We start from the raw sequence: 23,663 nt of genomic DNA on the forward strand, positions 1-23,663 counted from the left end.
CCTGAGGAACACTAAACCAAACTTGTCGTGGGAGCGCAACCATTTGCGTAAAACCTAAGGTTGCGGTTTGGCAACGGGCCGTCCAGACCCGCCGACGGGGCCACTGATCATGGTGACGAAATGCATACGTGGGGAACCGATGTTTTCCTGGGGTATGGACCCCAGGAGCACACTTGCTCCCCACGTATGCATTTCGCGAGTTGACCGGGTTTGTACCGGCGACGAGACTTATGTCTGTCAGGCGAGCTTTTTGAGCTCGACTACCTCCTCGTGAACGTCGCTGTCCTGAGCGTCGGGGCTGATGTTGGCAGCGACGACAGCCTTGTACTGCGGCAGCCAGGTGTAGAGCTGATCCGTCAGCGGGTTGAGGCGACGCTTGGCGATCGTGTAGATCTGGAACACCAGAACCGCCACGTTTGCCGCCAACGCCAGGGCGGAAACCGCGAACAGTGCCGTTGCGCTGCGTGAACTGTTCACTGCGAACATGGAGTCCGTAACGAACATCGGCACCGCCATTGTAAACATCATCCACAACGCCAGGGTGTGAGCGCGGTGTTGTAGCCACGCACCCTTCTTGATGAAGAACGCAGGGATGGTGCATCCAATCAGCAGTGCAGCGCCGGCGTAGAACGAGTGGTCGCCAACGCAGTTGTAAACGTACGCGAAGTTCCACAGGTCATAGGCGATGATCCAGAACCACAGCATGTCTGGCCAAATCATGTCCTTTGACTTGTCGCGTGAAACAAAGATGCCGAACCAACCACAAATGGTAATCAGGTTGATAAGGCCCGCTACACCATTCATCCAGTTCCACGGACCAGAAAGCATGTAGACGCCATCGACAATGCCGTCTGCACCCATTGCTCCGACCTGGAAGTCACGGATGCAAGCCTCCAAGATGTTGATCGCCAGGATTGCGGCTGGAAAGATCAGCACCCACTTGATCTTGGCAACCTTCGGGAAGTAGCGGATCGCCATGAAACCGAGGCATCCCGCTAGAGCCGAGTAGACCTTCACCCAGTGGAACCAGGTACCGGTTGAGGAATCTCCACCCGCTGTTGTCGGCCAGACAAACAAGGTGAGGATGATGGGAAGGATAATGAAGAATGAGATGCCGCCCCACTTCCAGCGACGGGTCACCTCATTGAGCCCAATAAGGGCTCCGAGGACGACAAACCACATCACCCACGAATACCAAGGGATGGATTCATACAAGAACACGTTGGGTCTCCTACCAATTGAGAAGTTCACGGCGCATCTGCCGCCAGGCCGCCTCGCCGTCGCTTACTCTCAACAGGCTAGAATCTGTACCAGCACAGAAGGTATAGACAGAACTCGACAAGTGTCGTGTTTACAAGGAAATGACAGGAACCGCCCGGTAGCAGCCAGCAGTGTTGAGGACTTGGGTCCCACAGGTTGCAAGCAACGGGAGTACGGGAGTGGCAATGGCGTCTACGACCAGGCAGCTACTTTCCGTAGCCCTCAAAGACCAGCTGCGCAGCACACCTTTAGACAAGGTCACTGTCTCAAGTCTCACTGCTCAGGCAGGTATAACTCGGCAGACGTTCTATTACCACTTTGCGGATGTCTACGACCTTGCAGTGTGGGTGTTTGAGCAAGAGGTCGCCAACCACATCATGGAGCATGCCTCCTACTCAGAGTGGGCTAAAGGCTACCGGACACTTCTTCAGTACCTGCAGGACAACTTCGAACAGGCCAAAGCCGTTCTGAACTCCCTTGGACACCGGGAGAGGGACGCATTCTTCCTGGAGCAGTTCCGCAACATGATGGAAGCCATCGTCACTGAGCTGGAGGGCGACCTCGTCCTCACCCCTGAAGACCGCCAGTTCGTTGTCGACCACTACGCCGCAACCGTCCTCGGACACTTTCTGCGCTGGGTTTCGATGAGGCAGAAAGAGGATCCCAGAATCCTGGTTGCAAACATTGAGAAAATACTCCACGGAACCGTCCGGCAATCTCTGGAGAGATTTTCCGAGGGCGGCTCGACGGCTCACAACGTTGTCCCAAAGTGAGTGGGCATAGAAGAATCCCCGCTCGGTGGGTCGCACCGGCGGGGATACTGTGCGCCTGAAGGGACTCGAACCCCCAACCTTCTGATCCGTAGTCAGATGCTCTATCCATTGAGCCACAGGCGCTTGGTTGTGTTACCTCCGAAAGTATAGGGACACAGGGCGCGCCAACACAACTTTGTTGGTCACGACGCCTCTCACATCACACTTTCCACACCTCTCGGCAGTCCGCAAGGGCCGCCTGTCAATGTGAGAGGATCGAAGAGGCACTACCCCACTTGAAAGAGACCCCATGACTGAACTGCGTGAACCCAGCGTAATTCTGCTGGATATTGATGGCACTGTCGTCAACTACAACCTGCAAATCCCCCAGTCGGCCTCGGACGCCATATCCCAGGCACGGGCAAACGGACACCGCATCTACCTGTGTACGGGACGCGCGAAAGCAGAGATCTACGAGTTCCTCTGGGACCTGGGCATTGATGGCTTGATTCTAGGCAATGGTGCCTACGTCGAGGACGACGGCGAAGTAATCCACCGTCAAGTGATGGACCCCGAAGTGGTTGAGCGCGCGATTGAGTGGTTGGACGCGCAAGGCTTGGGGTACTACCTTGAGTGCAACTCGGGACTGTTTGCCACCGACAACCTCACCGACATGACGGTCCTCGCAGTGGGTGACGACAACCCAAACATGAGGGAGCTATGGGAGGAAGCCATGGCAGCCGCGGTGTATGGCACCAGCCGGGGCCGCGACGACGTCAACAAGATCAGCTTTGCACTGTCTCACCCAGTCGACCTCGACGACCTCGCCCAACAGTTTGAGGGAGATGCTCGGATCTCCACTTGGACTGCCTCCGGGAAGAAGCAGGAGTTCGGTGAGTTCGGTCAGATCGGAATCCACAAGGCAGTGGGCGTCGATGCGCTCGCGCAGCATCGCGGGGTCAGCAGGGAGCAGATGATTGCATTCGGGGACGCGGAACCCGACCTCGAACTTATCGAGTACGTGGGGACCGGGGTTGCCATGGGAAATGGGGCGCAGGTTCTCAAGGACCACGCAGACCTTGTTGCCGACCACATCGACGAGGACGGCCTGGCAAAGGCCTTCCGTACCCTGGGCTTGATCGGATAGCAAAGATCCCGGGCTACCGACTGAACGATAACCCGGGACTTCACGCTGGCGGAGACGGAGGGATTTGAACCCTCGAGGGGCGTGAACCCCTACCTCCTTAGCAGGGAGGCGCACTCGACCTGGCTATGCGACGTCTCCAGCGATCCCATAATACTTGTTTACACTGTACTGGGACCACTTGGCGGCCCAATCTGTGCGTAGTTCACAAACTTTCAAGGGAGCAGCATGGAGAAAACAAGGACTTGGCTCAGTGTCATTCGTTGGGTGGGAGCTCTTCTTTTCGTGGCCATTGCTGCGATGTGTGTGCCAGCCCTACTTGCTGCTTCGTGGATGAAGAACGATGTTCTCAACACTGCGGAGTTTGTGGAAACTCTTCATCCCCTGTCGGCAAGCCCGCAGTTCCACACCCTGATTGCGCAGAGCGCTGCCGACCAAGTCTCTTCCGCGGTTAGTGAGAGCGTCTCGGTATCCACAGTGGAAGGGCTGGCCAGCGGGACCGCGAGCTTCCTGGACATGCTGCCTTTTGGCACCAACCTCTCCCAGTCTGTAGAAGAGTTCACCACCAATCTGGACCAGCAGGTTTACACCATCACGGAGGAACAGACGAGGACGTTCCTGCAGTCTGACCTCTTTCCACCACTGTGGAAAACGGGGCTACGAGAAGTCCACAGTGAACTTGTCGGCACACTTTCCGGGGCTGTTCCACCAGCCCTTGGGGAGTCCGGCGAGGCTGTCCTCACAGTTCAGATCGGCCCCCTCGCCGAAGTCCTCAAGCAGACACTCACAGACCAGGGCCAATGGTGGGCAAGACTGATCCCTCAAATCGAGGCCGAAGTACCGATCGTAGAGCTCACCGACTTGCCCACCCTGCAGAGGTACTACACCCTGGCAGAAAATGCGGACGCGTGGATTCTGGCCGTAGCAATCGCCTCTTTGGTGCTCGCGGTGGGGCTCGCACCGCGGAGGCTACTGATAGTGGGGGTCTCGGGGCTGATGGCCTTTGTCACCACGGCGTTCGTGTGGTGGGAACTACCGGCATTCGGCCTCGAACACATTCGAGTTCTTACCGATGAGAACGCGGTAGCACTATCCGAGCAAGTTTGGGGAATGCTGACCGCGCCCCTCATCGCGTCCCTTCAACAAGTCGCTGGCATAGCGCTGATGGTCTCGGTTCTTACTCTCGTTGTCGCGCTGATTACGTACCTGTGGGGGTCAAGGCGCAGCCCCATAACGTAGGGCCTATTGAATTGAATCAGTGGGAGCGAGCTTTCTTCAAACTCGCCCCCACTGGTCTCTACCCCTACTACTTTCTCAGCAGGGAAACATACTCTGCCATCCAGGGGCCACAGTCTTCCCAGGTTTGGGCCGTAACGATCTGACCATCACTGGATACTCTGTCAGCGACCCACTGCCCACCTGCGCCCTCGACCTCGGGGATGATGTCTTCCACCGCGGTGCAGCTGCGGTTCTTTAGAAGACCAGCCTCAGCCAGGATCATCGGCCCATGGCACACGGCTGCGATAGGTAGTCCATCCTCGTGCGCCTCTTGAACAATCCTTATGACCTGAGGATTGCGCCGTAAGTACTCGGGGGCACGCCCCCCGGGAATGATGACGCCAACGTAGTCAGAGACGTCCACGTCCTCGAACCCAAGCGTGGCCTGGATGCTCCTCCCCGGGCTCTCCGAATAGGTGTCTTCCTCATTGACGACCTCATGGACTTTGAGCGCCAGTCTCTTCGGTCGTGTCGATGCCACGACTACCTGAATTCCCTCTTCGCGCATGCGTTCTAAGGGATAGTAGACTTCCAGCTCCTCGCCACCATCACCCGTGATCAACAGAATCTTTTTCACGTCAACCCGTACCTTATTCTCAGTCGTTTGCTCCACCGGACAGGTCCAGGTACATCTCGTAGGCGGAATCTGTTGTCGCGCCGTCGTGCACGATTGCGCCAACCGCCTGAATCATTGCGGCGGGACTGACCCTCTGGAAGATGTTCCTGCCCATGTCTAGTCCGGCAGCTCCAGCCGCCACTGACTTGGAAGCCATGTCGAGGGCGTCCTTTGCCTCCAGTTTCTTCCCTCCGGCAACGATGATCGGCACGGGGCAGCCGGAAACGACGTCCTCGAAGTCCTCTTCGCAGTAGTACGTCTTCACCATCTGCGCACCCAACTCGGCAATGATGCGAGTGGCAAGACCAAGGTAACGCGAGTTCCGCACCAAGTCACGACCAACAGCCGTGACGCCGAGGACGGGAATGCCGTAGTTCAGGCCAGCATCGACCATCTGGGTCATGTTGTGAACCGACTGCGTCTCTTGCTCTCCTCCAACGAAAACCTGGATCGCCACCGCGGACGCATCGATGCGCGCTGCATCCTGCATGTCCATGGCGATCCGCTCGTCCGAAAGATCCTTGAGAATTGAGGGGCCGCCGGAAGCGCGGACAACCAGTGACTGTGTGCCGTCTGCCGGGAAGCTGGTGCGGAAAGCTCCGCGTGTTCCCATGAGAGCGTCAGCATACTTCGCCAGGGGGGCGATATTGAGGTCTAGACGCTCCAAACCTCGCGTCGGGCCCTGGAAGTACCCGTGGTCAAATGCGAGCATTACGGTGCGACCGTCCGGGCGGAAGATCCTGGAGAGACGGCGCTTCATGCCGTAATCCAGGTTTCCTGCACCTTTTACATAGAATCCAAATTCCGATGCGGGAACGTCGGTGTTGAAGTTCTTCGCGTCGATGTTGCCTTCGAGATCAGCCATTGTTCTTTCTAATCCTTCTTCTTGATTCCGTCTTGGTTGATAAGTGGCGGAAGCTCCTCACCCACGGTCCACGGGACCGGGATTACGTCAGAGGGGCTGTAAGGCGCCTTGATGAAGATGGCTTCAAATACCTCTTCAGAGTTATTGATGAAGTAGTGCATCTCCCCGGGGTCTGCCCTGTAGACATCACCGGGCTTGAGTTCGAAGCTCTCCCTACAATCCAGCCACATCGTTGCAGTTCCTTTGAGGACGTAGAACGTCTCCTCGATCTGCGCGTGGTAGTGATTGCCAGCCTCGGTGCCCGGGGTGAGTCGGACGATCCCCACATCTGTGCGAGGACCACGCATCAAATAGCCTGGGCCATACTCCCCGAATCGAAACTCCGCCTCATCAAAAGTGCAGTGTTCCATTGTGTTCCTTTCGTTTTATGTGCCCGGTGCGCGCCACAGAGACTCCGTGGTTCCGTTGTCAGCCAGGACCAGTTGTGGCGCATAGGCCTTCTGCCAGCGCTCTGTCACGTCTTTGTACTGCTCATGATTGCTTTTGTTTGGCAGGGCTTGGTAGTCGATGCGACTCCAAGCACGCGCCGCCTCCCGTACCGAGGTGAAGGCTCCTGCTCCCACGAACGCACACAGCGCTGCGCCGGCTGCAGTCGTCTCTTTCACGACTGGGACATCCACTCGCAGATCGGAGACATCCGCAACAATCTGCGCCCACACGGGTGACTTGGCGCCACCGCCAGCAAGGACGATCGAGTCGAGAGTTACTCCCGAGAACTCAGCAACCATCTCCATGTTGAGGGAAGAGACTATTGCGGCGTTCTCCAGAAGGGCCCGGTACATCCCGGCCCGCACCTCATCTCCACTGCGGTGGATTGGAAGGTTCAGGAACGAGGGCGCTGCATGTCTCCATGCCTTGTAGTTCATAGTGTCTGAGAAAATGGGAACGATATCGTACGATCCGATCGGCACTCGGGCGGCTCGCTCATCAAGCAGTTGGAACGTATCCACACCGGTCTGTGCGGCCTCGACCGCTTCCAGGCCAGCAAAAGTGTCACGGAACCAGCGCAGCGAAGTCCCCACGTGGAAGGCGATTGCCTCTGCCCACCACATCCCGGGTTCGGCAGCGCAGTTGATGCGGACGCGCATTTCCGGGTCGGTTGTTGGGGCAGGAATGTTCACGGCCTCCTGCCAAAACGTCCCTCCGACGATCAGGCCCTGACCTGCATCAACCACGGCTGCTCCCAGAGCAGCCATCTGAGTGTCTCCGCCGCCAAGGGAAACTGCCACATCGGGTTCGATACCCAACTTCTCCACAATCTCCGGGCGAACACTACCGATTCGAGTTCCGGACTCTCTTGCTTTTGGCAGCAGGTTCGGCTTGAGGTCGCACATTGTCAGAAGCAGGTCATCCGGCTGACGCGTAGCGAGATTCAGTAGCCCAGAAGTGGAAGCATTCGACGGCTCGCAAGCGTATTCACCACTTAGTTTGTAGAGCACCCATTCTGAAAGCATGAGGACCGTGGTGACCTCTGCGTAAACAGCGGGCAGGTTTCGTTTCAGCCACAGCAACCGCGGTTGGGCAGCCAGCGCAAGGGTCTGTCCAGAGATTTCGTAGATGCGTCTTTCCAGCCCCTCCTCTTCGCGGAGGGCTCGCACCTCTATCGTGGCACGTGCGTCAACGTTGGCGCAAGCCCACACTTCACGACCCGCTGAGTCGAGACAGACAATCGCTTCACGCATTGACGTTGCGGAAACTCCCACAAGTTTGCTGCGGTCGATGGCGGATTCAGCCAGCGCTCCTTCAGCAACCTCAAGAATCGCTAGGTATCCGCCCGCGGTGTCAAAGTCCATTGACCCCGGCACGCCCTCGACGGGAACGTGGTCCCAGTCCTTTGAATATGCCGCCAGCTCGTTTCCTTCGAGGTCGAAGATTACCGCACGAACCGAGCCTGTCCCGGCATCAATGGCCATCGAGTACATATTTACCTCTCTAGGAATAGTTTGAAAATGAGCATTTCTACATTTAGTGAGCGCTGGATTAGGATCCGGCCAAAACCTGTGGGCCAATCGCGTCCCTGAGGTAATCAACCGTTGCCGTATCTGTCACCAACACGTCGATGCACTTGGTCTTGAGAGCAGCCAGTATCGCCTCATGCTTGGCGCGTCCCGCTGCCACTGCCACAACAACTGGAATCTGTTCGAGGGCGCCCATCCCGATACCGATACGACACGCATCCCTTGACAGTGGAACCGGGGAGCCGTCCTTGTCGAAGAAGACGGCGAGGAGGTCACCCACAGCTCCGGACTCCCGTACCTCCTGGAGGTCCTCTTCCGAGGAGGTGCCACTACGCCACAGTGAGGATTCCATCCCAATGCCACCGATCCCAGTCAGTGCCACATCAACCTTGCGAGCATTCTCCAACGCGCCCTTCACCGTTTCTTCCTTACGCAGCTGCGACGCAAGTTCCGGGTTGGATACGTAGAGGGGAGTGGGAATAATGTTTGATTGAGAGTTGTTTCCACCCCTGGAGCGCACCTGACGAATCGCGTTGGCATAGGCGTTTACCCCGCCCGTCAAGGAAACAAGATCAATGCCCTCAAGTTCTTCATCGTCAAGGATGGACATAACTGTGGAGACAGCCTGCCCCCACCCAAGCCCAAGCGTGCCACCTTCTCTTAGCTCAGACAGAAGGACGTTTGCAGCAAGTGTTCCCAACCTGGTATTTTCGTCCACCATCGACTGGCCTTCGGATGCCATATCCGGAACCACCATGATGTCTCTGAGTCCGAACGCTTGCTTGATGTTCTGTGCAGACTCATAGTTGGCAAGGAACTTGGGAGCAATTCGGAACTGGACGATTCCAGCCAGGCGTGCCTTGTCGATCATCCTCGCAACTGATGCCCGAGAAACGGAGAGTCTCTCGGCAATCTGGTCCTGGGTCAGCCCGTCAACGTAGTACCACCAAGAAACGTCCAAGAGGTCGTCCTCATTGACTGCTGAGGTCCTACGACTCGAAGCGGGTGTTCCCATTTCGCCTTCTGCCTTTTCTTTGAATGAGTTGGGGGCCGGGGTCGGCCCCCAACTCGATGATCACCTATTCAGCGCGTTGTCGCGCGATGAACTTTGCTTAGAAGTCGTAGTTGGCGATGTTGTCCTTTGTGAAGACAACACGCTCGGGGAGCACGATGATGCCCGACTTCTCGTTGTTGGTGGACTCGTCGTAGCCCTGGACAGAGTTGTTCTGAATCTCCAGCTCCGTGCCTTCGTAGTCGATCTTGTCGCCTACCTTCAGGTCTGCACCGTTGAGCAGTTCGTTGGCAACAAATACGGAGAGGGCACCCTGCATCTTCACGTCCCACAGCGCGAACTGGTTGACGACACCGCTGTCAACATAGTCACGCATTGCGTTCGGGGTCGAGAACCCGACAACGATAATCTCACCCGTCTTCCCCAGGTTTTCAACGGCCTTAGCGGTACCCGGAAGAGCATTGGCATCAGGGCAAAGAATCGCCTTCAAGTTCGGGTTTGCGTTGATCAGCGCTTCGGCCTGCTGCACTGCAAGATCCGTCTGGTTCTCCGAGTAGATGGTGTCTACGATGTCCCAGCTCGTGTCCTCTGCGATCACTGACTTGGCAACTTCGGTCCACTGGTTTTGGTCGGTAACCGTCGGTGATGAGTAGTGGAAGGCTACTTCTGCGGGCTCATCAGCAGGCATCTGGTCGGTAACCATGCTGACCAGCAGTTCACCCATCTGCTGCGGGGTGCCCTGCGAGATGTAGAACTGGCGACACTCCGGATTGGTGTCCGAGTCCCATGTGAGAACAACATTGCCATCATCCATGGCTCGCTTGAGTGGAGTGCAGAGCCCATCGGGGGACGTTGATGAAACGATCAGACTCTGGAAGCCCTGGCCCAAGTAGTTGTTGATGATTTCCGTCTGCGCTGCGACGGATGCTTCCGGAGATCCGACGTACTTGACGTCAAGACCCAGACGTTCGCCCTCGGCCACGGCACCTTCGCCACCGGCCTCGAAGAAGCCAACACCTGTCAGTTTAGGGATGAAGGCGACCTGGGCACCAGAGCCTTCCGCTGCCCCAGATTCCCCTGCAGTCCCGCTTTCGGGTGCTGTTTCGGCCCCACCGCCGGATGAACATCCAGCCAGAACTGCTAGGGAAGCCAAGACACTGAAACTCGCCAATGCGATACGTTTCATTCTCTTTCCTTTCGTTGAGGATCAGACATCCTGACCCGCTGTTTTTGTTTCTAAGAGGTAGTACTTGCGGCCAGTTTTTTCTGAGCACGCTGTTCACGCCGTTGTCCCTTACGGTTCGCAAAGGACTCCGACCCTCGGACAGCCCACCAGCGAAGCGACGCGACGACAATAAGGACGGTGCCGACGATGACGCCGACTTGATGTTCCGTCAACCCAGCAAATCGGAGCCCCTGCTGCAGGTAGCCGATTACGAAGGTTGCGAGCACCACGCCCAGGACACTTCCCTCCCCACCGAACATGGACACACCACCGATAACCACCAATGTGAGGGCGGGCATGAGGAGTGTGACTCCAACGTCCGGTCGTGAGGAGCCGAAGTAGGAGGTAAGCAGGATGCCCACCAAGCCGGCGGTGACTCCCATGATTGAGTACATCAACATGTTGATCTTGGTGATGTTGAGTCCTGCATACTTAGCCGCGTTGGGATTCATTCCCAAGAGGCGAACCTGGCGACCAAACGTGGTCTTGGAGATGAGGACCCAGAAAATCCCCGCCAACACCAAGAAGATCACCAGCATGTTGGGCACCGCGGGGATCAACTTCCCGATACCGATTTCGTTGAACCAGTCTGGGAGGTTTGAGATCCCTTCAAATGCGGAGACTCCACCCAGACCGGAAACCCCGAGGGCAAGTCCAGCAAAGAGAAATTGAGTACCCAGTGTGATCACCATCGGCGCTGCCCCGGTATAGACGATCAGCCCCCCGTTGATCAGGCCCGCAACCAGACCCGCAATGAGACCAGCCACCATTCCGACGACCATCGAACCGCTGAGAAGGTACGCGACACCCGTGGTGATTGCTCCGAGCGAGACAATCGATCCAAATGAAATATCGATGCCGCCCGACAGCATGATCATCGCCAACGGCAGAGCTAGCATGCCCGCCGCGACAAAGTCTGATGATGATGAGAGCAGTCGAATCGGGTCAAGGAACCTCGGGTTAATTGCCCCGAAGATGAGGATTTCAACGATGATTACCAACGCTAGGGATGTCTCCCATTTGGGTAGCGACTTCAAGAATCTCATCGGGTTCCTCCAACACTTGCTGACAACATCTCTGGCTTATCGGTGGGTTGGTTCAGCGCCTCAGAACCCTGTCCCAAATCCGCAACCGCTGGGGGACCACCTTGATCCGTGCGGTCAAAGTCTCGGCGGTATCGTTCAGCAATCCGGCGTTGATCCATGCGGCGCCGAACAATCGCATCCGCAAACAGTGCGATTAGAAGGACCGCACCAATGACTGCGCTGGACCAGAATCCAGGAACACCCATGAACTGCATGGCCGAGGTCGCAGCCGTTATGAACAGACCACCGAACAGGGACCCAATCACGGTTCCCACACCACCGGTCAGGGCCACACCGCCGATGACCGCGGCAGCAATGGCACTCATCTCCATGCCGACCCCAGCCTGATTTGAGATAGACCCGATCTGGGCGATGAAGACAACGGCTGCGAGACCTGCAAACAGACCGGAGATTGAGAAGGCAAGAACCGTCATGAGGTCTGTGCGAATGCCGATTAGTCGAGCGCCCTCTTCGTTACCGCCAGTCGCGTAGATGTACCGTCCCCATCGAGTTCGGCCCAAGAAAACCGCAAGAAGGATGACAAGCAGTATTGCGGCAATTACGAGGGCGGGAATTCCTGCGAGCGACAGCGAACCTAGTCTCGAGAACGAGCGAGGAATGTTCTCAATCGAGTATCCCCCTGTGATTAGGAAGGAGACGCCCCTGTACACCGACATCGTTCCTAGGGTCGCGACGATGGATGGGACATGGCCATAGGTGACAATTGCACCGTTGATCGCTCCGAGGACACCACCCAACACTGCAATGAAGAGGATCACGAGCCACATGTTGGTACCTGCAACCAAGAGCTTGGCCCCGAGGATCCCCGAGAGGGCAAGGGTTGCCCCAACAGAGACATCGATATTCTTGGTGATGATCACAGGTGTCACACCTGCGGCCAAGAGAATCAGGATGACGGCGGAATTTGCCGTGCGGGAGAGGTTGTGTGGGCTGATAAAGGCAGTGTCAAAGAGGGCTACGACAACCAGCAGAAGTAGGACCCCGGAAATTGTGAGGATCTCACGCCGCTTCAAAAGCTCTTTCATTTCTGTCCTCCGTTGGTTACGTCGAAGCAGCAGTCGCGGACAGTCTCAAGACAGATTCTGTCTCCGGTTAGCTCTTCCTTAAGTTCACCGTCGCGCATCACAAGGATCCTGTCCGCGACCTCTACGATTTCCTCGAAATCTGAGGAAATAACGAGTACCGCGGTGCCCGAGGACGCCAGTTCGTTGATGAGTACGTAAAGGTCTGCGCGGGCTCCGACATCGACTCCGCGGGACGGCTCATCAAGGATCACGGTCTTGGGCGCCGATGCCAGTGCCTTGGCCAAAGAAACCTTCTGCTGGTTACCACCGGACAGCTTGCCGACCGCACGGGAGAGGGATCCTTGCTGCAGGGCGAGGCGCTGCGTGAGATCTTTGACTTTGTCCTGTTCAAGTTTGGACTTGATGAAACCGCTCGCGCTGACGCTACCCAAGACAGTCGAGGTCGTGTTGTGGACGATGTCCCCCAGAAGAAACACGCCGTTGGCGTGACGGTCCTCGGGAACATAAGCGATTCCAATGCCTGTTGAGGCCGCCGGAGACCGGTGCGAGTAATCGACACCGTCAAGCAGGACCTTGCCGCTGCCATCGCGAATCCCGTAGACCGTTTCGACGAGCTCGGTCCTTCCCGAACCCACAACTCCCGCGATTCCGACGATCTCACCCGGGTAAACCTCAAATGAGACGTCGTTGAAACCCTGGCCGGTTAGCTTGTCTACTTTCAGCGTGGGGACCTCGACCTCAAAGGACTTGTCCCCCTTTGTACGTGCAGCAACCTGTACGGCATTAGGCACCATTTCCTGCACAACTTCGGCCACAGAAGTATCTGAGACCCGGGAGTTGAAGACCATGTTCCCATCGCGCAAGACGGTGACGCAGTTACATAGGTCAAAGATCTCGTTCATCCGGTGCGTGATGTAGAAGATGCCAACCCCGTCAGCGGCGAGAGCGCGAAGACGCTCGAAGAGCGAATCAACCTCTCGAGCAGTCAGGGAAGATGTTGGTTCATCAACGATCAGCACTCTGGCATCCCTGAGCATTCCACGAACAATCTCAACTAGCTGCTGGTCAGAAATAGACAGGTCACCAGCGGGAGCATTGAGGTTGATGTGCGGTGCAAGCGACTTCACAACCTCACGAATTCGACTGGTTGGCACATTGAGGCCGGTAAGCGATAGCGAAATGTTCTCTTTGACAGAGAGGCTCGGAAACAGCTTCGGTTCCTGGGGAACCATGTAGATGCCGTTCTCGTGAGCCGACCGTGGAGAGAGACGCCTAAGCTCTTTTCCATTGATAACAACAGAACCTGAGTCTGGAGTCACCACTCCGGTTAGGACCTTCATGAGAGTCGATTTGCCGGCGCCGTTGCCACCGGCCAGGGCGTGGATTTCGCCGGCGCGCAGGTTTAGTGACACACCTTTGAGAACGGGTATTCCGCCATATGACTTCCAAACGTCTGAGACAGATGCCAAGTATTCTGTCTCTTCATGTTGGTCAACACTGTCAAGCATGAAGGCTTTCCTTTCACCATCCACCGCTTCGTGAACGTATGCGCAGGCTTTGCGCATACGTTCAGTATGGACAGCTGATGCTCCTTCGTCAAGGCCGGGGCGGCTTGGCGCAGCTTCGTTACCGTCTTGTTACCAACAGGTGTCACCTGCGGTGTTCGACGATCCAGGGGTGCCCCGCTACGCCCCGCGAGATCGCTCAACTCCGCCAGTTTCGGCGCAATAACGATGTTATCTAGCGGAGTTAAGCGATCTCGCGAAATGGCGACGGCTAGAGCGTGGCAGCAGCACGGCAGAGTCCCGGATGCTGGCTGACCGACTGTTTGGCGTCGACGGGTTGTTGTTTGCTTGCTGTTGAGGTTGGCGCCGGCGCTACCCCGTGTCATAACGGTGCGGGTTATGCCTTACGGAGCGGGTTTGGCTTGCATAACGGTGTGATTCGAGGAGAAACTGAACCAAACTCGCACCGTACGGCATAACTCGCACCGTTACCGTCTTGCCCTAGATCGCCCTCACCTGCGGCGCTCTTGGATTTGGCCGCCGCACACGACTCCATGTGCGGCGTGGGCGCGGCAGGAGAGCAGGATCGCGGGCGGCGGGAGCAAAAAACCCCGGAACTTCAACAGTTCCGGGGTTCTCCTTACCGCTAGTGGCGGAGAGTAAGGGATTCGAACCCTTGGTGCCATTGCTGACACATTGGTTTTCAAGACCAACACCTTCGGCCACTCGGTCAACTCTCCAGCGCTTCATTGTAACTAGGTGGGCCCAGAAGTGAAAACTGAGAGCCCGCCTGGGTCGAACTGGCGGAGAGTAAGGGATTCGAACCCTACTCCCCCCAAGAGAAGATTGACCTCTGCCCACGTCCGCCCTTGCCACGCCTGTTTTGCGGGCGCCGCGGCGCCCCCTCGGGATGATCCAAAAGCCCACGCGACAACGCAGCCCCGAGCGGAGGCCACATCGGAACACGGCCAATCAAGAAGGCCTGGATCGTGTGATAAATGTCAGGGCGGGCTGAAATCGTGCCCTCCATCGGCTCGTTGTCCTCATTGAGGGCACGCGCGATCACGCCCGGCTCCAACATCATGTAGTCATTGAGGTAGTCAATCCACGAGTGGTAGGAGTGCTCATAGGCTTCAACGTGCCCCGCATGGCCCCCGTCATCCAAGGTTGCCCGCCGCAGTGCCACCGTCGCGCATATCCCCTCACAAAGGACCCACTGCAAACGCTCGGTAAGAACCGGGTTCCCTTCAAAGTCTGTCGTGTGCACAAATCCCGGTTTGCCATTACGCCGCCAACCGTCCTTACGCGCACGCTCAAACAGTTCGATTGAGCCCTGACCCAAGTAGGCTGGCTCCTTCAGACCCTCTTCTCGCAACGCCCCGCGCAGTTGCACACCGAGCCGCGCCAGCTCCATCCCGTGACCAATCACAAATCCGTAAGGGTAGTGCGGCACATTTGGATCATCCTTGTTGAAATCAAGGAGAGGCCGCCAGTCGGCGTCGTGATGCTCCGGGACGCGCCACGAGTAATGACTGGCCTCCCGGTAAGCGAAGCCCAACATTCTCTCAGCGCGTTGAATCCACTCAATGTCCTGTACGGCCTCGGACGCAGCCAAGTACGCCTCCACCGTGTGCATGAGAGAGTTCATGCCCCGGTACGGTTCACAAACTGACCAATCCCGACTGTAACGGTCTGCTACCAGCCCATTTTCTTCGTCATACCAGTGGAGCAATTGGTCGGCGAGGGCGTCCTGCAGCAGCTCGTGGGCCCCGGGTCGGTTGGCATTCGTGGCTGTTGCTGCCGCGAGAATCAGAAACGCGTGAGCATACTGCCACTTGGAGTCACCGGCGTCAGACCAGGGAACACCATGTCCGTCCTCGTTCGGATCGTGGTCGATGGCGGTAAACCACCCGCCATACTCACGGTCGCGGAAGTATGTTTGCAGGCAGCGTACCCCGTGGTCAGCGTAGCGACGACACCCAGGGATTCCCATCAGGACACCCAGCGAAAAAGCGAAGGTCATTCGCGCCGTAATGGCAAGGTCAATAGGTTTGTCGAGGTCGAGGTGCCCATCGGGTCGGAAGTACCCAAATCCAGTCGGCGCCCATGCTGCGCGCCCTCTTTCCAAGAGGTCCTGAAGTTGCCTGGAAAGCCACCGATTGTGCTCAACCGACTCTAACCAACCCATGTTTTCCACCTTTGGCTACATAGAACGAGGCAGCGCCTGAGGCGCCCGACCCATCATATCGCCCCAGACGGTCTACCCCTGAGTCTTAATACCTCTCTAGGAGGGCGTCGAGGACGGCGGCGGCACCATCGTGGTCAACTGCGCCGGTGGTTGTGTTCGCTGCGGCAATAATGTCAGGAGTTGCAGTTCCCATGGCAACACCGTGCGCAGCCCACTCAAGCATTGCAATGTCGTTGGTCCCATCCCCGATTGCGATTGTTCCGCGCCGGTCGATGCCGAGGTCGGAAACCAGCGTTTCCAGCCCCTTCGCCTTTGTTGTTCCGTGGGCTGTGAGATCAGCCCAGGATGTCCACCCAATGGCACACTCAACAGAGGACAGATCAACGGAAGTGAGAGCGTCCTCGAACTCGACCCTGGTCAACCAGGGTGCGCGCACCACCATGCGCAATGTGGGGAAGGAAAGCAGCTCCTCAAGCTCATGCAGGTCTTCCACCGACGCTAACTCCCCCGGCGGGAAGTACTGGTTGACACGCATGCGCTCGTCACCACCGTCAGCGCCAAGGATGGTCCCGGGAATCACCCCGAGGACCGCTTGAACTGCAGCGCGGGGATCAAAGTACGTCTCACTCAACTTCTCATAGACGTGGCGGCCGTCCTGGGCCCTCTCCCAGCGGACGATCTGTGCACCATTCGAAGAAACGGAGAAACCGGAGGGGAGTTCCAGCTCCTGGAAGACCGGGCGTGTTGCCGCAACCCCGCGTCCGGTGGCGATGACGACGTTGATGCCTGCCTCAATGGAGCTCGCAACTGTGCGTCGCACGTTCTCAGACGCGCCGTTCGCCGTCACGAGCGTCCCGTCAACGTCAAGAGCCACAAGCACCTTGGAGGGGTCATCGGGCAAGTCCGCGGGCAGAGCCTCTCGCGCGTGGTCTACCTGTTCTTCATATGGAAGCGAGGGCGCATCGTGAGGCGGCGGCGTAATCAGTGTTTGCAAGTGGCGTTTACCTTTGACCGGGAGTCATTACTTCGAGGCCGCCCAGGTAGGGACGCAGGGCAGCGGGTACGTTGACCGACCCGTCCTCGTTCTGGTGATTCTCAAGCATTGCAACCAGCCAACGAGTCGTGGCAAGCGTTCCATTCAGCGTGGCAACGGGGCCAATGCCGTCCTCCGTGCGCTGACGCACCGAGAGGCGGCGCGCCTGGAAGGTGGTGCAGTTCGAGGTCGAAGTGACTTCCATCCACCGCTCCTGGGTCGGAAGCCACGCCTCACAGTCAAACTTACGAGCCGCAGATGAGCCGAGGTCGCCCGTGGCAGTGTCTATAACCCTGTAGGGAAGCTCTACCTTTGCGAGCATCTCCTCTTCCATCGAGAGCAGCCTCTGGTGTTCCTCGGCAGCGTCTGCCGGGTCACAGAAAGAGAACATTTCAACCTTGTTAAACTGGTGGACCCTAATGATGCCGCGGGTGTCACGTCCCGCTGCGCCTGCTTCTCTGCGGTAGCAGGTTGACCACCCGGCGTAACGCAGGGGTCCGTTGCTAAGGTCAAGAATCTCCCCTTCGTGGTAGCCCGCAAGCGCAACTTCGGAGGTGCCCACCAGGTAGAGGTCATCGGCAGGCAGATAGTAGATCTCATCCGCATGCTCGCCGAGGAACCCGGTTCCACGCATAATTTCGGGCTTCACAAGGGTGGGTGTTATCTGCAGGGTGAACCCGGCCTTGGTTGCTTGGTCTGCGGCCATTGAAAGGAGCGCCAACTCAAGGCGAGCCCCGATACCACTGAGATAGTAGAAGCGCGCCCCGGATACTTTGGCGCCACGCTTGACGTCAATCGCACCAAGGCCCTCACCAAGTTCCAGGTGGTCTTTGGGGGCGTACCCATCCTTCTCAAAGTCCCTTGGCGTGGGACCCTCGTGACGGAGAACCACAAAGTCGTCCGGACCGCCAATGGGTGCTTCTTGCTCCACAACGTTTGACAGGAGCATGGAGATCCGCGTGACCTCGGCATCGGCCTCGTCTGCTTTCTCTTTGGCTTCCGCCACTTTCGCCGACAGCTCACGCGCCGCTGCCAGGGTCGCCTGCCGATCCTCGGGAGCCGCGTTACCAATACTTCGAGATACGGTCTTGTGTTCAGCCCGCAGCGACTCATGGTCTTGGAGCGCACCCCTGCGCTTCTCATCTGCGACAATCAGCGCGTCCACCAGGTCCGGGTCTTCACCACGGGCTTCCTGGGATGCGCGGACTCTGTCTGGATCTTCACGAAGCAAACGCATATCAATCATGATCCCATCGTAGCGGTGCAACGCCGAGTGCCCACTGTCGGGCCAAGTTCACGTCCTGGGCTACTCTTGGATGCATGTCGAGCAGCGAGATTTTGTGGGCTTCACTGTCCCTTGGGGCAATTGTTGTTGTCGCCGTGCTCGCACTTGTCTTCGTACTGGTTTCGCACCGTAAGCAACGTGACATAACGGTCGAGGACGAGACCGGTTTGTTACCGGTTGATCCCGGCGCGACGGGTGAGGTGTGGGTGGTTGCGAACCCGACCAAACCATCCGACTATGACGCACTTCGTATCCAAATTAACGCCGAGGTCGTTCGGGCCACAGGCAGGCCCGCCAGGTGGATTGAAACGACGGTTGAGGACCCTGGAACCGGGCAGACCATTGAGGCATTGCGCCACAAACCCGCACTTGTGATCGCGGCGGGGGGTGACGGCACGGTACGCGCGGTCGCCGCGGGCATGGCTCACTCTAGGGTTCCGATGGCCCTGCTACCGATCGGCACGGGAAACCTTCTGGCGCGGAACCTGGGATTGCCACTATCCCCCAAGGGTGCAATCCGTGTTGCGCTGACCCCGGTCAGTCGGCGCGTTGATCTTGCTTGGTTGAGTGTTGACCGAGTCCAGGTGAAGTCTGAACTTCCAGCCGAAGGTCGCCTGTTGAAGCAGGCTCAGGCCGAGGACGTTCGCGCTCTTCCGGAGGGCGTGCGCGAGCCAGCTGAAACCGAATACGCCTACCTTGTTATCGCAGGGGTGGGGTTTGACGGTGAGACGATGGCCAATACCACCCCGGAGCTGAAGAAGAAGGTGGGGTGGTCTGCATACGTTCTCACTGCCTTGTCTGCACTGCGAATAGAACGCATGAAGGCAACAGTCACAGTCCTGCGGACAGAAGATGACCCCATTAATGGCACGCCGGACCTGTTCCACGCGATTCCAATCCCCCAGTCTGTTCGGGACGCTGTGCGGGCTTCCAGCGTTCTGGCAGCCCCCACGGGGCCCTCAACGGGCACGGACACAACGAGCGAGTTTGACATGACGGCGCTCCGTGCCAGAACTGTCCTCTTCGCCAACTGCGGGGAGCTTCCATTCGCTCAGTTGGCTCCATCGGCGCTGATCGATGACGGACAGCTGGACGTTATCGCCATTGACACCCAGGTGGGCCTGCTGGGGTGGGCGTACCTGTCGGTGAAGATCTTCGGCAACCAGGCGGGGCTGCACCCCATCAACGTCAAGAATGATCTTGCGAAGATTCAGTTCCGTCAAACCCCTGCCGCGCGTGTTGACATCTCCAAGCCGTACCCAGTTCAGGTGGATGGTGATCCTGTTGGGACGGCCCGCACGGTTACCAGCCGCTCCGACAAGGATGCACTGCTAGTCCGCGTCCCTTCGGGTACCCCGGGGGCGATCCCCGAGTGGGATCGGCGGATCTGAGGTTAAGCGCCCAGCCTCGCGATTGACTCCACCCAGTTGCGAGCCTCCACAAAGTCCGAGTCCTTGGTTCCGCGCTGAATCTCTGCCCGAATACCATCCACCCGCGGATAGGAGCCAAGGAACTGCACCTTCGGGCAAGTTCGGTGCAAACCAACCAGTGCTGCCTGGACCCGCTCTTCACGCACATGTCCAGCAATATCAATGGAAAAGGCGTAGTGACCTAGGCCGTCACCAGCGGGACGCGACTCAATGCGGGAAAGGTTGACTCCGCGCACACTGAACTGTTCCAGCATCATCAGCAGCGCACCGGCCTCGTCTGACGGAAGGCTGACCTGGATCGTTGTCTTATCTGCGCCGGTGGCGGGCGGGACATTTCCAGACCGGGCGGCCATGATGAACCTGGTTACCGCGCCCGGGTTGTCCGCGACATCGCTGACAAGTGGGACCAGCCCGTACCTCTCTACCGACGGGGCATTGCAGAGGACTGCATCAAAGGGGCGTTCTGCTTCCTCGCTTGCGAACGACCCAAGCAGCTCAGCCGCCGCGGCAGTGGAAGTGGTGGGAACGTGCACGACCTCGGGAAGGTTTGTTTCCGCCCAGCGTCGGCACTGAGCCCACGCATGCGGGTGGGTGCCGACACTGCGAACGTCATCGAGCCGCGTCCCTGGGAGCGCTGCAAGCACAAAGCGAACAGGGACAATCATCTCGGCAACAATGTGCAGATCCTCGCCGCGAGAGAGGGTGTCGATTGTTGCGTTGACGCCGCCTTCAATCGAGTTTTCGATCGGGACCACCGCGCGGTCCGCCACCCCGTTTCGTACCGCTTCAAGCGCCTGGGGGGCGGAAGCTGCTGGGATTAGCTCCGCTCCTGCCGGGGCTATCTGCCACACTGCCTGCTCGGTGAATGTGCCAAAAGGACCCAGGAAGGCAATCCGTAAGCGTCCACCAAGAGGTGGTGGACCCGGAATGTTCGTCACCGTTGTCGCCTGCTGAGTCATACGTCCTCTTTACTACCTAGTTCGGCCTTGCGCGCCCTCAGTCGCAAGCCGTGATCTTGTACAGCCGGGCGCCTCCGCCCTCGGCCACCAACTCAAACCCCTCAGAAGTGTCCACGCCGTACAGTCCCGGCATGCGGTCTGACCGCATTGTCCCGTAGTATGCACCGTCCGGGTTAGAGATGAAGTGGGTAATTCCAGCGGCGCGCACAGCCTCGCACACCTGGGGATCTTCGTTTATTCTGTCGAAGTTCTCCGTGATCATCTCTTGCGTCTCAGCATCGGAGTTCATCAGCGACAACTGTGGGAAGTAGGCCCAACGCTGGCCTATCACCTGCGAATACATGGCGCCGGCCTGGGGGTCACCCAGAACTACCGCGTCCTCGGGTAGTAAGTCCGGAAGTGCCGCCATCATGTCGAGGACGCCCTGATTGGCCATCCCCGACCTACCCAAGCTGCTCGCATCGAGCACCGAGCGTGCTGCGCCAATGCGCGCATCAATAGCCCCGACCCCACTGGCAACGACCAGCACACCGCCCAGAGCCACCGAGATCCACCGCTCTTGCGCGGCACTCCCCCGCGCCATGCTCATATTCCACCAGTTGACGCACCACACGGCCAGCCAACCGAAACCTATCGCCACCAGGGGGACGAGGGCGAGAGACATTGCCTCCATGACGCGCCGACCGTCAACAAACCAGGGGCCGACTATCCATTTACGGATGGGCCAATCCGGACCGTAGGCAAAGAAAACAAAAGTGGCGAAAAGCAGGTAGGACCAGACGGGCCATGCCACCGGCTTCAACCCTCCCGGCCACGGCACCCAGGCCGCCCGCCTGTAGCGTCCAAGCATGACTCGGAGTATCCCGGCAACGAGCAGTGCTGAGATGACGACGTTGAAAGCCATCAACCCAAATGTCAGGTTGAACGGTGGGTTGGGAACCAGCGCCTGGGAAATTCCTCTCGAAATATCGACGCCATAGCGGGGGTAGTTGCGCATCGACTCAACCTCTGGCGTCAACTGCACCCACACGAAGGCCACCACGCCTAACACTGCGGAAGCGACGCTCCCCAGAATAAGGCCCGGACGGTGCTGCCGCACCCCACACGCAATGAGGCGCCAAGCTCCAGCAAGAAGTGCGGGAAGCAACAGGAACAGAAGGTTGAACGCGTAGACCTGGTGGGCTTGGATGCCACCAAGAATAGCCAGGAGAGAAACGGCCAAGAGTAAACCAAATGTGGACCAGGACTCGCTGCGTAGGGGCAGAACGGACCGGACGTCCCCCGCGGAGGACGGCACGCGCAGGATACCCATCAGCGATCTGCCCAACAGGACAACAACTGTCGCCCCACCTGGGAGGAGTGCCACCGACATGGCGTTAGGCCACTGCGAGTAGGCAGTCAGAGCATCGGCAGGCATTGATGGGAGGAGGCCCGCAATAACTGCGGCGGCCAGTGCCGCGCGGCGACTGGGATAGAGGGTGTAGGTATAGACGGCCGCACCAACAACCCACACCGCCATCAAGGCAAGACTTGAAGCGTTGGCAGTCTGAACTGTTGTCTCAGGGGTGGCAAACAGCGAAGTGAAGGCGTGCCACCCGATCGGATAGCCGTAGTTGGTTTCCCCGCCGTAGTTGTGTGCCAAGCCGTTACCTGGCGCCCCAATACCAAGCTTAGTTATCCCCCAAACACCATTGAGGTGAAATGAGGGATCCCACTGCTGGACCGGGTTGCTCGGGGGTGCCACCACCATTGTGGGAAGGGCCGCTAGCAGCCAACCCACAGCTGCGGCACCCACAAAACCGACAGACCAGAACCGCATGCGGTAGCGAGGACGTCCCACGCTGATGACTCTGCTTCTGGTGAGGAAAAGTCCGGCTCCCGCTGCCCCGATCACCACGAGTACCGGGAAGACCCTTGCCCCAGACCAGAACCAGCCAAGAGTCTCGTAAAGGATCGAGATGGGGAGGATCAACCCCGCAGTAGCAGCCGGAGCCGCGGCAAATGCGGCAGCGGCAGGGACGCGAGCAAGCCTCAACCAGAAGTAGCTGGTCCCCACCCACACCGCGACCATTGCAGCCGCCAGACCAATCCACGGCAACCACGCAAGGAACTGCGTCACTTGGAAGTGTCATCCCCCGGCGTCGTCACAACTTCGGTTGCGACAATGCCACTGGCCACTACTTCGTCCTCGTCCGCGTCGGCAACGGCCTCGCCAGCTTTAGCTACAGCAGCAATCTTGGCCTTACGTTTGTTGAGGACAATCTCAACCACCATCGGCATTACTGAGACGAGGACGATCAGAATGACAATGACCTCAAGGTTCTCATGCACAAACGGCACGCCACCCAGTGCTGCACCTGCCCAGGTGACGCCAACACCCCAAATGAGCGCGCCAAGCATGTTGTAGCCAACGAACTTGCGGTAAGGGTATTCGGCAATCCCCGCAACCAGCGGCACAAACGTCCGCACGAACGGAACGAAACGTCCGATGACGAGGGCGCGCCCCCCGTACTTGTTGAAGAAATGCTCTGCCTGGTCCACATACTCCGTCTTCAGGAAGCGTGCGTCATCCTTAAAGAGGGCGCGACCGAATTTCTTGCCAAGGAAGTAGCCCACCTGGGAGCCAAGGAAAGCCGCAAGAAGGATCACCCCGATCATCACCCACATGTTGATGCCCAACTGGGAGTGCAAGAGCCCTGCGGAGAAGATCAGAGAGTCGCCGGGCAGCACAGGAAAGAGCACACCCGACTCAATGAAGACGATCACCGCGACACCCAGCAATACCCAGGGCCCCATCGCAATCAGCAGGGAGGTGGGATCGCTAAACCAACCCACAACAGTGTCGAGCCATGAGCCCCCTGTGGAAGGGAGAAGCGGCAGTGCCGCGTGCACAACGTGCGCATCGACAGTGGATACAGCTTGGACCAGTGCGGTCTCCATGAATACCTCATTTTCGAACGGG

The 23,663-nt window shown here is 58.2% G+C and carries 20 protein-coding genes and 3 tRNA genes; 4 read left to right on the forward strand and 19 right to left on the reverse strand.

What is annotated here, in order from left to right:
* Positions 1–237: 237 nt before the first annotated feature.
* Entirely contained in the window at positions 238–1,221 is a 984-nt protein-coding gene (locus IDL90_RS04370) for a DUF5692 family protein (protein WP_187994485.1), read from the reverse strand.
* Positions 1,222–1,445: 224 nt separating this feature from the next.
* Here IDL90_RS04370 and IDL90_RS04375 point away from each other — a divergent pair, with 224 nt between their 5' ends.
* Positions 1,446–2,033, forward strand: coding sequence for a TetR/AcrR family transcriptional regulator C-terminal domain-containing protein (locus IDL90_RS04375; protein WP_187994486.1), 588 nt, complete (start codon positions 1,446–1,448; stop codon positions 2,031–2,033).
* A gap of 50 nt (positions 2,034–2,083) precedes the next feature.
* On the opposite strand, the gene IDL90_RS04380 is transcribed toward IDL90_RS04375, so the two are convergent.
* Positions 2,084–2,156 (reverse strand) — tRNA-Arg (locus IDL90_RS04380).
* A gap of 166 nt (positions 2,157–2,322) precedes the next feature.
* Between IDL90_RS04380 and IDL90_RS04385 the strand changes: the two genes are divergently transcribed.
* Entirely contained in the window at positions 2,323–3,159 is an 837-nt protein-coding gene (locus IDL90_RS04385) for an L-rhamnose isomerase (protein ID WP_187994487.1), read from the forward strand.
* 46 nt (positions 3,160–3,205) lie between these two features.
* On the opposite strand, the gene IDL90_RS04390 is transcribed toward IDL90_RS04385, so the two are convergent.
* Positions 3,206–3,297, reverse strand: a tRNA-Ser gene (locus IDL90_RS04390).
* An 87-nt stretch (positions 3,298–3,384) separates the two neighbouring features.
* Here IDL90_RS04390 and IDL90_RS04395 point away from each other — a divergent pair.
* Positions 3,385–4,395: a hypothetical protein gene (locus IDL90_RS04395; protein WP_187994488.1), complete on the forward strand. Its 1,011-nt coding sequence runs from the start codon at positions 3,385–3,387 to the stop codon at positions 4,393–4,395.
* 67 nt (positions 4,396–4,462) lie between these two features.
* Here the strand turns inward: IDL90_RS04395 and IDL90_RS04400 are convergent, their stop codons facing one another.
* The 13 genes from IDL90_RS04400 to serS all read right to left on the reverse strand — a co-directional run bounded on the left by IDL90_RS04400 (position 4,463) and on the right by serS (position 18,273).
* The gene (locus IDL90_RS04400) at positions 4,463–5,011 is read right to left on the reverse strand and encodes a DJ-1/PfpI family protein (RefSeq protein WP_187994489.1); all 549 of its coding nucleotides are present in this window, start codon (positions 5,009–5,011) and stop codon (positions 4,463–4,465) included.
* 19 nt (positions 5,012–5,030) lie between these two features.
* Positions 5,031–5,915: a 3-hydroxy-5-phosphonooxypentane-2,4-dione thiolase gene (gene lsrF / locus IDL90_RS04405; protein WP_187994490.1), complete on the reverse strand. Its 885-nt coding sequence runs from the start codon at positions 5,913–5,915 to the stop codon at positions 5,031–5,033.
* Between the two features lie 8 nt (positions 5,916–5,923).
* Entirely contained in the window at positions 5,924–6,325 is a 402-nt protein-coding gene (locus IDL90_RS04410; RefSeq protein WP_182141718.1) for a cupin domain-containing protein, read from the reverse strand.
* 15 nt (positions 6,326–6,340) lie between these two features.
* Positions 6,341–7,888: an autoinducer-2 kinase gene (lsrK, locus tag IDL90_RS04415; RefSeq protein ID WP_223175177.1), complete on the reverse strand. Its 1,548-nt coding sequence runs from the start codon at positions 7,886–7,888 to the stop codon at positions 6,341–6,343.
* A 67-nt stretch (positions 7,889–7,955) separates the two neighbouring features.
* Positions 7,956–8,948 carry a sugar-binding transcriptional regulator gene (locus IDL90_RS04420; protein ID WP_187994492.1) on the reverse strand — a complete coding sequence of 331 codons (993 nt, stop codon included), beginning with the start codon at positions 8,946–8,948 and terminating at the stop codon, positions 7,956–7,958.
* Between the two features lie 97 nt (positions 8,949–9,045).
* Positions 9,046–10,131, reverse strand: coding sequence for an autoinducer 2 ABC transporter substrate-binding protein LsrB (lsrB, locus tag IDL90_RS04425; RefSeq protein WP_187994493.1), 1,086 nt, complete (start codon positions 10,129–10,131; stop codon positions 9,046–9,048).
* Positions 10,132–10,181: 50 nt separating this feature from the next.
* The gene (locus IDL90_RS04430) at positions 10,182–11,216 is read right to left on the reverse strand and encodes an ABC transporter permease subunit (RefSeq protein WP_182141714.1); all 1,035 of its coding nucleotides are present in this window, start codon (positions 11,214–11,216) and stop codon (positions 10,182–10,184) included.
* The gene (locus tag IDL90_RS04435; protein WP_182141713.1) at positions 11,213–12,301 is read right to left on the reverse strand and encodes an ABC transporter permease; all 1,089 of its coding nucleotides are present in this window, start codon (positions 12,299–12,301) and stop codon (positions 11,213–11,215) included. Before IDL90_RS04435 ends, IDL90_RS04430 begins: the two co-directional genes overlap by 4 nt.
* Positions 12,298–13,809, reverse strand: coding sequence for a sugar ABC transporter ATP-binding protein (locus tag IDL90_RS04440; RefSeq protein ID WP_187994494.1), 1,512 nt, complete (start codon positions 13,807–13,809; stop codon positions 12,298–12,300). Before IDL90_RS04440 ends, IDL90_RS04435 begins: the two co-directional genes overlap by 4 nt.
* 647 nt (positions 13,810–14,456) lie before the next feature.
* Positions 14,457–14,546 (reverse strand) — tRNA-Ser (locus IDL90_RS04445).
* 86 nt (positions 14,547–14,632) lie between these two features.
* Complete coding sequence (locus IDL90_RS04450) at positions 14,633–15,994, reverse strand: AGE family epimerase/isomerase (RefSeq protein WP_187994495.1); 1,362 nt, start codon at positions 15,992–15,994, stop codon at positions 14,633–14,635.
* Positions 15,995–16,079: 85 nt separating this feature from the next.
* Entirely contained in the window at positions 16,080–16,988 is a 909-nt protein-coding gene (locus IDL90_RS04455) for an HAD family hydrolase (RefSeq protein WP_187994496.1), read from the reverse strand.
* Positions 16,989–16,995: 7 nt separating this feature from the next.
* Positions 16,996–18,273, reverse strand: coding sequence for a serine--tRNA ligase (gene serS / locus IDL90_RS04460; protein ID WP_187994497.1), 1,278 nt, complete (start codon positions 18,271–18,273; stop codon positions 16,996–16,998).
* Between the two features lie 74 nt (positions 18,274–18,347).
* On the opposite strand from serS, the gene IDL90_RS04465 reads away from it, so the two are divergent.
* On the forward strand, positions 18,348–19,703 hold the full coding sequence (locus IDL90_RS04465; RefSeq protein WP_182141708.1) for a diacylglycerol kinase family protein: 1,356 nt from the start codon (positions 18,348–18,350) through the stop codon (positions 19,701–19,703).
* 2 nt (positions 19,704–19,705) lie between these two features.
* On the opposite strand, the gene pheA is transcribed toward IDL90_RS04465, so the two are convergent.
* Genes pheA through IDL90_RS04480 form a run of 3 tightly spaced genes read right to left on the reverse strand, consistent with a single transcriptional unit; the run spans position 19,706 to position 23,641 of the window.
* Positions 19,706–20,701: a prephenate dehydratase gene (gene pheA, locus IDL90_RS04470; RefSeq protein WP_187994498.1), complete on the reverse strand. Its 996-nt coding sequence runs from the start codon at positions 20,699–20,701 to the stop codon at positions 19,706–19,708.
* 37 nt (positions 20,702–20,738) lie between these two features.
* Positions 20,739–22,820, reverse strand: coding sequence for a DUF6541 family protein (locus IDL90_RS04475; protein ID WP_187994499.1), 2,082 nt, complete (start codon positions 22,818–22,820; stop codon positions 20,739–20,741).
* Positions 22,817–23,641 (reverse strand): DedA family protein, encoded by an 825-nt coding sequence (locus tag IDL90_RS04480; protein WP_187994500.1) that lies wholly within the window; start codon positions 23,639–23,641, stop codon positions 22,817–22,819. The genes IDL90_RS04475 and IDL90_RS04480 overlap by 4 nt, the downstream gene beginning before the upstream one ends.
* Positions 23,642–23,663: the final 22 nt, after the last annotated feature.

This window comes from Schaalia sp. JY-X159 (assembly GCF_014525425.1).
In the GTDB taxonomy this organism is placed as follows: Bacteria; Actinomycetota; Actinomycetes; order Actinomycetales; family Actinomycetaceae; genus Scrofimicrobium.